The organism is Campylobacter sp. BCW_6468 (assembly GCF_001762865.1).
GTDB lineage: Bacteria > Campylobacterota > Campylobacteria > Campylobacterales > Campylobacteraceae > Campylobacter_D > Campylobacter_D jejuni.
The window spans coordinates 26,210-40,309 of sequence record NZ_MJXQ01000041.1; the positions used below are offsets into that span (position 1 = coordinate 26,210).

15 protein-coding genes are annotated in these 14,100 nt (G+C 29.8%); 4 read left to right on the forward strand and 11 right to left on the reverse strand.

The features are described 5' to 3' along the window. Position 1 precedes the first annotated feature (1 nt). Positions 2–1,297: a glutamate--tRNA ligase gene (gene gltX / locus AJ889_RS07305; protein WP_002859522.1), complete on the reverse strand. Its 1,296-nt coding sequence runs from the start codon at positions 1,295–1,297 to the stop codon at positions 2–4. Between the two features lie 85 nt (positions 1,298–1,382). Here gltX and AJ889_RS07310 point away from each other — a divergent pair, with 85 nt between their 5' ends. Beyond that, positions 1,383–2,507 (forward strand): metallophosphoesterase, encoded by a 1,125-nt coding sequence (locus tag AJ889_RS07310; RefSeq protein WP_002859523.1) that lies wholly within the window; start codon positions 1,383–1,385, stop codon positions 2,505–2,507. Next, positions 2,504–3,304: a phosphatidylserine decarboxylase gene (locus tag AJ889_RS07315; protein ID WP_002859524.1), complete on the forward strand. Its 801-nt coding sequence runs from the start codon at positions 2,504–2,506 to the stop codon at positions 3,302–3,304. Before AJ889_RS07310 ends, AJ889_RS07315 begins: the two co-directional genes overlap by 4 nt. Here the strand turns inward: AJ889_RS07315 and AJ889_RS07320 are convergent. Genes AJ889_RS07320 through AJ889_RS07350 form a run of 7 tightly spaced genes read right to left on the reverse strand, consistent with a single transcriptional unit; the run spans position 3,301 to position 9,280 of the window. Continuing rightward, positions 3,301–3,582: a FlhB-like flagellar biosynthesis protein gene (locus tag AJ889_RS07320; RefSeq protein WP_002852641.1), complete on the reverse strand. Its 282-nt coding sequence runs from the start codon at positions 3,580–3,582 to the stop codon at positions 3,301–3,303. The two genes, AJ889_RS07315 and AJ889_RS07320, sit on opposite strands and share 4 nt — an antisense overlap. Further along, on the reverse strand, positions 3,579–5,675 hold the full coding sequence (locus tag AJ889_RS07325) for a flagellar hook-length control protein FliK (RefSeq protein WP_002868149.1): 2,097 nt from the start codon (positions 5,673–5,675) through the stop codon (positions 3,579–3,581). Before AJ889_RS07325 ends, AJ889_RS07320 begins: the two co-directional genes overlap by 4 nt. After that, on the reverse strand, positions 5,668–6,855 hold the full coding sequence (locus tag AJ889_RS07330) for an MFS transporter (protein ID WP_002859526.1): 1,188 nt from the start codon (positions 6,853–6,855) through the stop codon (positions 5,668–5,670). Before AJ889_RS07330 ends, AJ889_RS07325 begins: the two co-directional genes overlap by 8 nt. Further along, positions 6,833–7,336 carry a membrane protein gene (locus AJ889_RS07335; RefSeq protein WP_002868148.1) on the reverse strand — a complete coding sequence of 168 codons (504 nt, stop codon included), beginning with the start codon at positions 7,334–7,336 and terminating at the stop codon, positions 6,833–6,835. Before AJ889_RS07335 ends, AJ889_RS07330 begins: the two co-directional genes overlap by 23 nt. Then, positions 7,336–7,665 (reverse strand): AtpZ/AtpI family protein, encoded by a 330-nt coding sequence (locus tag AJ889_RS07340; RefSeq protein ID WP_002852414.1) that lies wholly within the window; start codon positions 7,663–7,665, stop codon positions 7,336–7,338. Before AJ889_RS07340 ends, AJ889_RS07335 begins: the two co-directional genes overlap by 1 nt. Beyond that, positions 7,662–8,936 (reverse strand): glutamate-1-semialdehyde 2,1-aminomutase, encoded by a 1,275-nt coding sequence (gene hemL / locus AJ889_RS07345; RefSeq protein WP_032591195.1) that lies wholly within the window; start codon positions 8,934–8,936, stop codon positions 7,662–7,664. Before hemL ends, AJ889_RS07340 begins: the two co-directional genes overlap by 4 nt. Then, on the reverse strand, positions 8,933–9,280 hold the full coding sequence (locus tag AJ889_RS07350; protein ID WP_032581876.1) for a c-type cytochrome: 348 nt from the start codon (positions 9,278–9,280) through the stop codon (positions 8,933–8,935). Before AJ889_RS07350 ends, hemL begins: the two co-directional genes overlap by 4 nt. 79 nt (positions 9,281–9,359) lie before the next feature. Here AJ889_RS07350 and folD point away from each other — a divergent pair, with 79 nt between their 5' ends. Further along, positions 9,360–10,208, forward strand: a complete 849-nt coding sequence (gene folD / locus AJ889_RS07355; RefSeq protein ID WP_021137677.1) for a bifunctional methylenetetrahydrofolate dehydrogenase/methenyltetrahydrofolate cyclohydrolase FolD — start codon at positions 9,360–9,362, stop codon at positions 10,206–10,208. Positions 10,209–10,217: 9 nt separating this feature from the next. Further along, entirely contained in the window at positions 10,218–11,066 is an 849-nt protein-coding gene (lepB, locus tag AJ889_RS07360; protein WP_032584958.1) for a signal peptidase I, read from the forward strand. Between the two features lie 21 nt (positions 11,067–11,087). Here lepB and AJ889_RS07365 read toward each other — a convergent pair whose 3' ends face one another. The 3 genes from AJ889_RS07365 to fspA2 form a co-directional block, all read right to left on the reverse strand. Continuing rightward, positions 11,088–12,248: a molybdopterin molybdotransferase MoeA gene (locus tag AJ889_RS07365; protein ID WP_032584956.1), complete on the reverse strand. Its 1,161-nt coding sequence runs from the start codon at positions 12,246–12,248 to the stop codon at positions 11,088–11,090. Next, complete coding sequence (murA, locus tag AJ889_RS07370) at positions 12,245–13,501, reverse strand: UDP-N-acetylglucosamine 1-carboxyvinyltransferase (protein ID WP_032584955.1); 1,257 nt, start codon at positions 13,499–13,501, stop codon at positions 12,245–12,247. The genes AJ889_RS07365 and murA overlap by 4 nt, the downstream gene beginning before the upstream one ends. Before the next feature lie 65 nt (positions 13,502–13,566). Continuing rightward, positions 13,567–13,995: a flagellum-secreted nonflagellar protein FspA2 gene (fspA2, locus tag AJ889_RS07375; RefSeq protein ID WP_070293350.1), complete on the reverse strand. Its 429-nt coding sequence runs from the start codon at positions 13,993–13,995 to the stop codon at positions 13,567–13,569. Positions 13,996–14,100 lie beyond the last annotated feature (105 nt).

Below are 14,100 nucleotides of genomic sequence, written 5' to 3' on the forward strand. Positions count from 1 at the left end.
GTTAAATCCTTGCTAATTCGTGAATAAAATTTTTAATATAAGGATAAAGATCGCTAAGCTCAGGTCCGTGGATATTTCCTGTTAAAATTATCCTTAAAGGCATGAAAAATTTTTTACCTTTTAAGTTGCTTTTGTTTAAAAGTTCATTTTTAAAATCTTCATAATTTTCAAAAAGTTCAATATCTTTTAAGAGTTCTTTTAAAATTTTACATTCTGTTTCAAACTCGCCAAAATTTTTTGCGTTAAAAATAGCTTGCATTTTTTCTTTAAGTTCTTTTATAGTACTTGCTTCTTGAGTGTAAAATTTAGCAAGTGGTGCAAGATCTTTGTTTAAATCTAAAATTTTATTAAGCTCATCATCTTTTATCATTTTGATATGTTCGCGATTAATTTGTAAGAGTTTTTTAAGATCAAATCTTGCTGGAGCTTTTGAAACTTTAGAAATATCAAACCATTTTATAGCTTCTTCTAAGGTAAAAATTTCACAAGGAGTTTTATTGCCTAGTATGACAAGATAATTCGCGATTGCGCTAGGTAAAATTCCACTTTCAAGTAGCCATTTTACAGAAGAATGTGCTTCTCTTTTACTCATTTTAACACCTTCTTCGTTTAAAATGATAGGCAAGTGTGCATAAGTCATGGCTTTATTATAACCTAAGCTTGCGCGGATATGTTCTTGTTTTGGAGTGTTTGAAACATGATCTTCTCCGCGTATAATACAAGTGACATTTTCAAGCATATCATCAACCGCACAAGCAAAATTATAAGTTGGAGTTTTATCCGTTCTCATAATCACAAAAGAGTCTATGTTTTCAGGCTCAAAACTAAGCTCGCCTTTGATAAAATCAGTAAATTTCATAGTATGAGTAGGTTTTTTAAGACGGATAACAAAGGGTTTTTCACATTCTAAAACATCAATATCGGCTAGTTTTTCACAAGTGCCATCGTAGCGATAAGCTTTACCTTGTTTTTTAGCCAGCTCTTTTTTTGCTTCAAGTTCTTCTTCGGTGCAAAAACAAGCAAAAGCTTTTTTTTCGCTTACAAGTTTTAAAGCCATTTGGCGATGGAATTTTAAATTTTCACTTTGTATATAGTAATGCTGCCATGAAATACTAAAAAGATTTAAAATTTCTTTGATTTCTTCTTCTTTTCCTGCTATATTTCTAGCCTTATCAGTATCTTCAATACGTAAGATAAAATCCATATTTTTTTGTCTTGCACAGATATAATTAAAAATTGCTGCGCGTAAATTTCCTATGTGCATATCACCTGTGGGAGAAGGTGCAAAACGGTACATCTTATAGCCTTTAAAATTATTTAAAGGCTTATTATAACAGAAAAATTTATACGGATATTTAATTTTACTTGGTTATAATACTTTTATGATATTTTTAATTTTTTCTTTCATTGTGTTATTGATTTTTGGCTTAGCAAATGTTTATATTTATAAAAGATTAATCAAGAAAATTACTCTTTTTAAGTATTTTTATAAAATTTTTTCCTTTATTTTTATTGTGCTTTTTTTAGCTCAAGCTGTGTTTTTAATATTTCGTAGAGATGAATATTTAAGTGATACTTGGTATGAAATTTTAGCCATGTTTTATGCGCCGACTTATTGTTTGTTTTTTATGACTTTAGCATGGGATTTTGTTAAATTGATTTTAGCTCTTATGGGTAAAAGAGATAAAACATATAATCTTATTTTGCGTTTGATTTTTGAACTTTCTCTTATAGTTTTAAGTGTGTTTTTAATTTATGTAAGTATAAATAATGCTCTAAAAACACCTGAAGTAAAGAGTGTTGATGTTGAAATACCAAATCTTAAAAAAGATTTAAAAATTGTCATGCTTACTGATATACATTTGGGTAAAAATTTGCATGAAAATTTTTTAGACAAGCTCATCACTAAAGTGAATTTGCAAAGTCCTGATATGGTTGTAATAGTAGGGGATCTGATTGATACTAATCCTAAAGATTTAAAAAATTACATCTCAAAACTTAATGATTTTAACTCCACTTACGGAACTTTTTATGCTTTGGGAAATCATGAGTATTATCATGGTATCAATGAAGTTTTGGATTTGCTTAGAAAACATACTAATATGAAAATTTTAGTCAATCAAAATTTAGATTTGGGTTTTATAAATATTGCTGGACTTGGAGATTTAGCCGGACTTGATAGGGGTTTATATGCTCCTGATTTAGCAAGAATAAAAGTGGATTTAAATACAAGTAAAGCTAGTATTTTACTCACACATCAACCTAAAACAGCTTTGCTTTATGATTTAAGTGATTTTGATCTTGTTTTAAGTGGGCATACACATGGAGGGCAAATTTTCCCTTTTATGTTTTTAGTTAAACTTCAGCAAGGTTTTGTTCATGGGCTTTATGATTTAGGAGAAAAAACTAAGCTTTATGTGAGTAGTGGAGCAGGATTTTGGGGGCCAAGTCTTAGAGTTTTTGCTCCGAGTGAAATAGTGATTTTAAATTTAAAAGGAAAAAAATGAGTTTTTCAAAAGAAAGTTCGAGACTTTTTGGTTTTGTAGCGGGGATTAAATTTCCTAAAATGATACAAAAAGTTATTAATGAAAATTATGTTAAGTATTTTAATATCGATATGAGTGAATTTAAAAGCCCTTGTGAATACGAGAGTTTAAATGCTCTTTTTACAAGAACTTTGCAAATTCCAAGAAAGCTTGAAGAAGGTTTTATCAGTCCAAGTGATGGTAAAATTTTAGAGTGTGGAAGTACTTTTTTGGCAAATGAAGAACATTTTGCTTTTTCTATAAAAGGACATACTTATAGCATTGAGGAGCTTTTAAAAGATAGCTTTGAAAAAGATGAGCTTAAAAATGGGCTTGATTATGTCAATATTTATCTTTCTCCAAAAGATTATCATCGTTATCACAGCCCTTGTGATATGCAAATTTTAAGTGCAACTTACACAAGTGGAGTGCTTTATAGCGTAAATGAAAAACATTTAGAACGCATTAGTAATTTATATGTAAAAAATGAAAGAGTGAGCTTGAAATGTCAAAATGAAAAAGGTATTTTTTGGCTTGTTTTTGTAGGAGCGCAAAATGTAGGAAAAATGCGTTTTAATTTTGATGCAAGCATACAAACCAATGCTAAAATTTCTCATAATTTTACTAGAAAATATGAAAATTTAAATTTCAAAAAAGGCGAAGAACTAGGAAATTTTGAGCTAGGTTCTACTATAGTTTTAATCTCTCAAAAAGGACTTTTAACTTTTAATTTAAAAGTAGGGCAGGGTATTAAATTTGGAGAAAAAATAGCGGATTAGTTTTTAGGAGTTTTATTTGCCATTTGATAGATAAAGGCAAAAACTTCAGCTACAGCTTTATACATATTAGGTGGAATTTCATCACCTAAGTCAAGCTTGCTTAAAATTTCTATTAAATCTTCATCTTCTTTAATAGGAACTCCGTGTTCCTTGGCTAAAGAAATAATTTTAGCAGCACTTTCGCCTTTGCCACTTGCAAGCACTTTTGGTGCAGAGTTTTTTTCTTTTTGATAGCCTAGAGCTACAGCTTTTTTAATCGATCTTTTGATTTTGCTCATACTTTTTTATCCATACCCATTTCAAGATCTAAATTTTTCATATTTCTAGTATCAAATTTACTTCTTATGATATCACCTACAAAGAAATTTGCACTTAAAAGTCCTGCTTTATTGATATTTCTTTTAAGCTCATGGGCATTTTCATAGATGGTTTTTCTAAATTCAATATTTTCTGCCATAATATTAATATCTATATATTTTTCATTATTTAAAGAAATAAGAATTTCTAAATCCCCAAGTTTTGCAAATTCGAGTTTAATCTGAGCAAAAAATTTGTCCTTTTTTCCGCGTCTAAACATAATTTTAGAATCATTTAAATCATCCCAAGAAAAAGGCAGATAAGTATTGATAGAATCATTAGCTAAAGACATAAGCTGATTGATTTCAATTTGCGCTAAAAGACGATTAGCTTGATTGTATACAGCTTCATTGCCTTCATTTTTAGCCAAATTTGAAATTTGCAAAAGTGTTGATTTTACATCATGATGTAAAGATTCAGCTATATCTTGTTCTGTTTTTGGTTTAATTTGCACTAGATCTTTGATAGAAAGATTGAGTTTGTGTTCGAGATTTTTAAGTTCTGCTTGATTAAGCTTGGCATTTTGAGTATAGGGTTCAAGTTCTTTTAAGCTTTCATTAAGTCTACGAGAAAGATTGCTTAAATTTTTACTTAAATCTTGCACTTGTTCTAGATCTAAATTTTCTACATTAAATGCTAAATTTTTTACAATATTTTGTTTTATAAATTCCTGATTTTTAAAAATATTTTGCATAGTTTGGTTATTGTTAGATTGAATATTTTGAGAATTATTTAAATTTTGCGTGTTGTTTGTGTTAGTATTTGTATTGATTGAAGTTTTGCTTTCTGTTTTTGTTTCATAAAATTTTGGATTTTCTTTGATATTTTCTTCGTGAGTTTTTGTGCTAGAATCTAAATTTGCATTAACTTCTTTTTTAGGTAAATTTTCTTCGTTTTTTACATCTTGCTTAATATTGGTTTTAGCATCATCTGCGAGAGTTTCTTCTTTTGATACTTTTATATATTTTTCTTCATCTTGGTTTTTTGTGTTATGATTAAGTTTTTCTTCTTTGATATTTTCTTTGTTACTTAAAAGATTTTCTAAAATATTTTCTTTATCTTGTATTTTAGAAGCTTGATTGCCTAGTATATTTTTTAAAGTATTTTCAAGTTTTTCAAAGGCGGTAGCAGTTTGCTTAAGGATGTTTGGATCTTTTATCATTAAATTTTCTGGCTTATTAAGAGCTTTGAAAAAATCATTTTTGATGGAATTTAATTCTTTTAAAATTTTATTAGCTATAGGGGTGATTTTTTCTTGAGCATGACTGGGATTTTTACTTATATAATTTTTAAAATTTTCCAATTTAGAACTTAAATTTAAAAGTGCTTTAAAAGAACTTTGATTTAAAATTTGCTTATTTTCATTTTTGCTAGAATTAATAATATTTTTTAATTCTTTTAAAGTGTCTTTTGGGCTTAAATTTGTATTTGCAAGCTGGGCTATCTGAACGCTTAGTTTTTCGCTACTAAGACCTTTGATTGTACTTAAAAGAGAGTGAAAACTTTTGGGTAGTAATTCTTCGTTTAGGGCATCTTTTAATTTAGCTTCTAAAAATACGCCTGAATTTTTAAACAAAGGAGCTAAGTTATTGTTTTTTATTTCACTGGCAGGTTTTAAAATTTGATTTAATCTGTCTAAAACTTGTGTAAAAGTATCACTTTTTGCAAGTTCTGTACTTAAGATTTTTAATTCATTAGCAAAATTAGGAGCTAAATTTAAATTTTTTCCTTGTTTAAGTACAGGGGAATCGGGATTTTTTTGAGCATTGATTTGATCTAAAAGTTTATTAACAAGTTCTTTTAATTTGGTACCTGTTTCATTTTGAACAAATTTTGCTAGTATTTCCTCACTACTAGCGTCCTTGCTTAAACCTAAATTTTGCTTTAAAGCTTGTGCAAGTGCTTCTTTTGGATTGTCTTTTAAATTTGTTTTATCTTTTGAAGCAGAGTTATCTACTTTTAAATCATTTTTTTGCGTATTGGCAATTTGACTTGCTAGTTGAGTATTAATCATCAAATATCACCATATTTCCAGGCTTTTTCTTAAATTTTTTATTTAAAATATTTGGTTTATTGATAGCAAAAAGAATTAAAAATGCTAAAGAAACTATATAAAACCATATAAAACCTTTGATTTCAAAATATTGCATTAAAAAACCTAAAATTAAAGGGCCAAACAAAGAGCCCAAAGAATAACAAAAAAGAACCCCACGACCTAACTCTACACCTTTATTTTTGCTTACTAAAACATCATTTGCTCTAGCAAGTGCTAAAGCATATAAGCAAAATATTCCTATACCAAGAGTAATTCCTAAAAAATATTGCATATATAAATGAAGTTTAAAAAAGATAAATATAAGCATAGTGATAAATCCTATACTTGCACAAGTGATAATGGCAAATTTGCGACCAAGTTTGTCTGAAATAGTTCCTATGATGGTTTGTGCAATAAAACCACCTAAAACCCCACAAAATATAAAATAAGAAACTGCTTTTGTATCAAAACCTTGCAAAAGTATAAATAAAGATGCCATAGAAAAAAAGCCATTTATAAGCATTCCGGCTATAAAGCTTGTGACGATAGCTAAAGGAGCTATATCAAAAATTTTAGGTATAGAAATAGGACTTGATGCGGGTAAAACAGGTTCTTTGATTTTAATTAGATTTAAAGGTAAAGATGAAAGTAAAATTAAAGTTGCACTGAGGATAAATACACTATGTTTGCTTAAATTTAACGCTATGATTAAAACTCCAATACCAAACGCAAGATAAAAAACAATTTCATAAAAACCTAAAATTCTAGATCGAATGGCATTTTTGCTTTTTTCATTAAGCCATGATTCTATGACCATTAAAAGTCCATAGTAGCAAATTCCTATGAAAAATCTTAAAACAGCCCAAAAAATAAGATTTTCGCTTACTGTATGAAGCATAGCTGAAATTCCAAAAATAGCACCAAATAGCCCAAAAGAGCGTATATGACCTATACGAGAAATAATTTTATGAGCACTGATGGTTCCAATAAGAGCGCCTACAAAAAAACAAGAACTTACTACTCCAACAGCTAAAGAACTTTCTCCGTTTTCTTTTAATATAACACCTATAGAGCTTACTATCAAGGCATTACCTGCAAATAAAAATGCCATACCAGCAAAAAGTGCTGTCATTGATTTAATAATTTTTTTTGGACTCATACTTTTTTATATATAAAATAAAAATAAACACACAAACTAGCAAGGATGAAATTCCACAAATATAAGCAAAGATATCTAATTTATCTTGGCGATGTAAAAATAAAAATCCAGCAACCAATACTACATAAGCCATCAATTTAAAGAGAGTAAAAAACATAGCAAAAAAATGGATTTTCTCTTTAACATTTGGCTTTAAATCGTCTTTTAGAACTTTAAAATGAATAATTTTTGATAAATTTTGTTTTTTTTTGATAAAAAGTGATGAAATGAAATTAAAATCTTTTTCATAATTTTTTGATTTTTTTATAATGACTTTTTTATAATTTAAATAAGAAGCAAAAATAATCAATAAAACACTAAAAAAAGCTATTTCATAGCTTAAAAATGTATCTAATTTAAAATGATTTAACGATGAAAATATGATCCAAAAAAATAAATGAATAATGGCAAAAATACAAAATAGAGCTTTTTTATGTTCCATTATTTGTTCTTTTCTTTTTGAATTTTTTCTTTGATCAACTCATCTCTTTCTTTAAATTCTTCATAGCTTTTTACTTGAACTTTATAAGCTTTGTAAACATTAAGTATAGCAGCACTGATCCCCCAAAAAACTCCAAGCCAAAAAAGCCAAGGATAAGGAGTAAATTTTTTAAGTAAATATCCTATTCCCACACCTATAAATACAGCAACAACCATAGAGATACCAAGACTTAAACCATCCGCAGCTTCAAGAGTTTTGCGAATGATTTTTTGTCTTTTGCTGTTGGAATTTTCTAAGTGATTTTTTTCTTCTTTTAAAATATTGCTCATATTCTTTTAAAGCTTTCCCTAACAGCCTCTAATGTTGTATCTATAATTTTATCATCCATTTTTGAACATATAAAGCCTGTTTCAAATTGAGAAGGTGCTAAATAAATTCCATTTTCAAGCATATTTTTGTGAAATTTTGAAAATAATGCTAGATCAGATTTTAATGCATCTTGGTAGTTTGATACAGGATCTTTGGTGAAAAAGTATCCAAACATAGAACCTACATGACAAACTTGCAGTGGAAGTCCTTTTTTATCTGCTAATTTTTTCATTCCTTGGGTAAGTTTTTTTGCTAATTTTCCAAGTTTGTCATAAAGCTTGGTTTTCTTTTTGGCTTTTGTAAGACTTGCTATACCTGCAGCCATTGCCAAAGGATTTCCACTTAAAGTTCCTGCTTGATAAACTCCACCCAAAGGACTTAAAATATCCATAATTTCAGCCCTAGAAGCAAATGCTGCTGCAGGTAGACCGCCTCCTATTACCTTACCAAAAGTAATTATATCTGCTTGGATATGATTGATTCCATAGGAACCAAGGTAAGATGCTCTATATCCACTCATTACTTCATCAAAAATCAGCAGAGTTTGATTGTTTTTACAGATCTTAGCAAGTTCTTCTAAAAAATCTTGTTTAGCTGGAACTAACCCCATATTTCCAGCAATAGGCTCAATGATAACACATGCAATATCTTTATTTTTTTCAAAAAGCTCTTTAACGCTATTTATATCATTATATTTAGCTACTAAAGTGTGTTTAGCTACATCTTCTAAAACACCCAAAGAACTAGGAGAGTTAAAAGTAGCAGCACCACTTCCTGCACTCACTAATAATGAATCAGAATGCCCGTGATAACATCCTTCAAATTTTAAAATTTTATCTTTTTTAGTAAAACCACGGGCAAGACGAATAGCACTCATGGTTGCTTCTGTTCCACTGCTTACAAAGCGGATCTTTTCTAAATGAGGAAAATCAGATAAAACAAGCTTGGCAAGTTCAGTTTCTAATAAAGTTGGAGCTCCAAAACTTGAACCTTTATGAAGTGCTTTTTGACAAGCTTTTTGTATATCTTTATCGCAATGTCCAAAAAGTAAAGGCCCCCAGCTTTGAACATAGTCTATATAAGAATTTCCATCTATATCGAAAATATAAGCACCTTTTCCATGAGAAATAAATTTTGGCTCACTTTGAACATTTGCAAAAGCACGAACTGGAGAATTTACACCACCTGCGATGAATTTACACGCTTCTTTAAAAGCTTTTTTGTTTGTCATTTTTCTTCCTTGCTAAATTGCTTGATGTAATTATATAAAGTTACAATTTCATCATTTGTTAAAGAGTAATTTGGCATGATTGATTTTGCGTCTTTACTCTGATTAAGAGAATTTTTAAAATTCTCAAAACTAAGATTTTGTATACTTGGAACTTTATAAGCTGTTTTAATACCATTTTTCATATAATATCCTAAAATTTGTTCGCTTCCATTTGCTCCATGACATTCTTTACAACTAATGCCCCTTGGATTTTCATAAAGCATTTTAGAGTATTCTTTAAGAGTGATAAAATCAGCACCAAAAAGACTGATACTAAATAAAAAAGACATTAAGACAATTTTCAAAGTTTCACCTTGTTAATGAAGTTTTAATATGATACAATTTTTACTTTAAAAAAGTGATTAAATTTATAGAAGGAAAATAATGACTTTGCTTGATGGTAAAGCTTTAAGCGCAAAAATCAAAGAAGAATTAAAAGAAAAAAATCAATTTTTGAAAAGCAAAGGGATTGAAAGCTGTTTAGCTGTTATCTTGGTTGGAGATGATCCTGCAAGTCAAACTTATGTAAAATCTAAGGCTAAAGCCTGTGAAGAATGTGGAATTAAATCTTTAGTTTATCATCTTAATGAAAATACTACACAAAATGAACTTTTGGCATTGATTAATACCTTAAATCACGATGATAGTGTTCATGGAATTTTGGTTCAGCTTCCCTTACCTGATCATATTTGTAAAGATTTAATACTTGAAAGTATTATAAGTAGTAAAGATGTTGATGGTTTTCATCCTATTAATGTAGGATATTTAAATTTAGGCTTAGAAAGCGGGTTTTTGCCTTGTACTCCACTTGGAGTTATGAAGCTTTTGAAGGCTTATGAAATTGATTTAGAAGGAAAAGACGCTGTTATTATAGGTGCTTCAAATATAGTAGGTCGTCCTATGGCTACTATGCTTTTAAACGCTGGAGCTACAGTAAGCGTTTGTCATATTAAAACCAAAGATTTGAGCCTTTATACTAGGCAAGCTGATTTGATTATAGTAGCAGCAGGTTGTGTGAATTTACTTCGATCGGATATGGTAAAAGAAGGAGTGATTGTTGTTGATGTTGGAATCAATCGTCTTGAAAGTGGAAAGATAGTAGGAGATGTAGATTTTGAAGAGGTATCTAAAAAATCTAGTTATATAACTCCTGTTCCAGGTGGAGTAGGTCCTATGACTATAGCCATGCTTTTAGAAAACACAGTTAAATCTGCTAAAAATAGACTTAATTAGGGAAAATCTATGGAAATTTTAAAGAAATTATATAAATTTTCACAGTCTTGGACTGGAACTGTAGTTATTGTTCTTTTGGTGATTTTTTTCTTTATACAAGCTTTTGTTATTCCTTCTGGTTCTATGAAAAACACCTTATTGGTAGGGGATTTTTTATTTGTTAAAAAATTTAGCTATGGTATCCCAACTCCTCATATTCCTTGGTTGGAAATTCCTGTTTTGCCGGATTTTAATAAAGATGGGCATTTGATAAAAGCACAAGGGTCACAAAGAGGAGATATAGTTGTTTTTAGAAATCCTAGAAATGAAAAAGAACACTTTGTAAAGCGTTGTGTAGGCACAGGAGGAGATAGGATAGTTTATGCAAATAAAACACTTTATGTAAGAATGCATGAGGGTGATGATTTTATGAGAGAACATTATCCGAATGATCTTGTTACTCTTGGAGGGCAAATTTATGTAAAAGAACCTTATAAACAAAAAGGTATTCATTATGATCCAAAAAAAGATATAGAAAGTGATATTTTACGCTTTCTTAGCATAGGTGATTTTGCTATGTCTCCAACTTATATTAAAGAACTTGGAAATCATATAGGTTTTAGTGGCGGAAATGCTTATGTTTTTGATGTGCCTGAAAATGAGTATTTCATGATGGGTGATAATCGTGATTATTCTTATGATAGTCGTTTTTGGGGTTCTGTTCCTTATAAGTTGATAGTAGGCAAACCTTGGTTTGTATATTTCTCTTGGGATAAAGATAAAAATGTTCGCTGGGAAAGGATAGGGCGTTTTGTTGATACCTTGGAAAATGATGAACAATATATCCATGATCATGATGATGAGGATAAATTAAGCTAATGTTTGCGAAAAACACAAACATTATATTTTTAAAAGCGTGATTTCATCACCTTTTTTTAATTCGCTTATATTTTCTTCACTTATAAGTAAAAATTCACTTTTAATAAGTGGAAGTATCATACCAGAGCCAAATTTATTTTCATTAAATGGTGTAAAAATATCTTTTTCTAAATTTCCTAAGATGAGATTATTTCTTCCGCTTTTAAGCTTTAAATCCATACCCATTTTGCCATAAAATGTTAAAGGATTGTTTAGGTTTCCACTTAATAAATTAATGATTTTTTTAGCAAAAATAAAACAAGAAAGATAAGCTGCCATAGGATTTCCTGGTAAAATCAATACGAAATTTTCACCTTTTCTATAAAGCTTAGTAGGTCTTGCAGGGCGTGCTTTTAAACCTTTAAAAAGTGGAGTAAAGCCTAATTCATCTAAAGCTTTTTCCATAAAATCAGCCTCGCCAACGCTTGCACCTCCTGAAGTGATTAAAAGATCAAAATTTGTATTTTCTAAAGCCTCTTTAGTGCTTTTAAAATTATCTTTGATAATACCTAAATAAGAAGCATTTTGAAACATGGTTAGCAAAGGTAAAGCATTGGCATTATAAATACTTTCTTCATCGCATTCTTGCCAGGGTTCTTTAAGTTCATTTCCACTTGAAAAAATACCTATGCGAATTTTTCTTATGACTTCTATTTTATAAAGCCCTTGAGAAGCAAGCAGGGCGATATGTTTATCATTAAGTTTGGTACCTTTTTGAAGTAAAATTTCACTTTTTTTTAATTCTTCACCTTTATAGCGATAGGCATTGTATTGTTTAGGAGCTTTTTTAATGATGAGTTTATTTTCTTCTATATACTCATCTTCTAGCATTAAGATAGTATCAGCATTTTTGGGCATTTTAGCCCCTGTCATGATTTTATAGCATTCATTTTTAGCAACTGTATAAAAATTTTTATCTCCTGCAAAAATAGTCCCTTTAATCTCCAAAGCTTCATTGATATCAGTATAATTAAAAGCATAGCCATCAAGAGCAGCATTGTCAAAACTAGGTAGATTTTTTCTAGCGTATAAATCTTTAGCTAAAATTCTATCCTTTGCTTTTTCAAGGCTAATAAGCTCACTTTCATCTAAACATGAAATTTGATTTTCTAAGTCTTTTAAGGTTTCAAAGATATTTTTCATTCTTCAAGCCTTGTGATTTTCACACCCAAATCTTTAAATTTTTCTTCTAAATTTTCATAACCCCTATCAAGATGGTAAATTCTATGGACTTTGCTTGTACCTTTAGCTGCAAGAGCTGCTAAGATAAGGGCTGAAGAAGCGCGCAAATCTGTAGCCATGACATCGGCAGCGTTAAGTTCTTTTCCGCCTACTATGGTAGCAATATGACCATTGAGTTTAATATCCGCACCCATTCTTAAAAGTTCACTTACATGCATGAAACGATTTTCAAATAGTCTTTCATCAATAATACTAGTTCCATTAGCTTTTAAAGCTAGTGCCATAAACTGCGCTTGCATATCGGTTGGAAAGCCTGGATATTCACTTGTCATGATTTCTACAGGTTTAATTTCTTTAGCAGGAAGTAGGGTGATACTATCTTCTGCAATCAAAGCTTCAAAACCCATTTGATGAAGTTTTGCTAAAACTGCACTAAGATGAGTGGCGTTAACTTTATCTAAAGTAATTTTAGAATTTGTAATAGCCCCTGCACAAAGATAAGTTCCTGCCTCAATTCTATCAGGTATAACGCTAAATTCTTTAAATTCTAAAAGTTCTCCATCACTACCATAAATTTCAAGTTCATCTGTACCTATGCCTTTGATTTCAAGTCCTGCGCCTTTTAAAACTTCGCAAAGTTGAACTACTTCGGGTTCTTTTGCAACATTTAAGAGCTTGGTTTTACCTTTGGCTAAAGCTGCTGCCATGATGATGTTTTCACTACCTGTAACCGTGATTTTATCAAAAAGAATTTCATTGCCTTTTAAATTTCCACTAGCTACGACATAGCCTTGTTTAATTTGTATATTTGCCCCCATTTTTTCCAAGGCTAAAAGATGTAAATCAATAGGTCTTTGTCCTATGGCACATCCACCAGGCAAAGATACTTCACAATGCCCAAAACGAGCAAGTAAAGGTCCTAGAGTAAGTATGGAAGCACGCATTTTACGCACAATGTCATATTTAGCTATGGTTTGATTAAGAGTGTTTGTGTTTAATAAAGCACTATTGTTTTGAAAATTGACCTTAGCTCCTAAATTTTCTAGCAAAGATATAAGAGTTTTTATATCAGCAACATTAGGAACATTGTTGATTTTTACTTCATTTTTAGCAAGTATGCTTGAAACGATCAAGGGTAGGGCAGCATTTTTTGCTCCGCTTATTGTAACATTTCCGCTTAGATGATTTGTGCCTTCGATTTCTAGATAAGTCATATTTTTCCTTGAAAAAGTTTAAAAATGCATCATTATAGCATTCTTAAACTTTTGAAAAAATATAATCAAGCTTGTTGGCTTTGGAGTTCTTGAATTTGAGCTTGAATTACATCTGCTTGAGATTTTAGCACATCAATTTGTTTTTGAAATGTCGTTTTCATTTGTTCGTTAGCGTTTGTCATTTTTTGAGTAAGTTCTGCAATTTTAGCTAAAATTTCAGCTAATTTTGCTATTAAAGCCTCTAATGCGGGATTTACGCCACCTTTGCTATTTTGAATGGAATTTTGGTCTTTGTGGTTTTCTATTTTTTCTTGACTTACTTTGATTTCATATTCTTTTTCATTTTTTGAATTTGTTTGACTTAAACTTCTTGCTTCATCTGAAATTTGAATTTTAATCACATTGTCGCTATGAACATTACTTACCAAATCATTGTCTTTGTTTATTTGTGTTTGATAATTGCTAAAATTTTTTGTCAAAGTATCTATTTTCATCTTAAATCTTTTTAAATTAATTTATATTGTTATCGGTTTTTTTATTTATAAATTTATATTAATGATAGTTATTTTAAGGATATTTTGCTTTAGATTTTTATATTT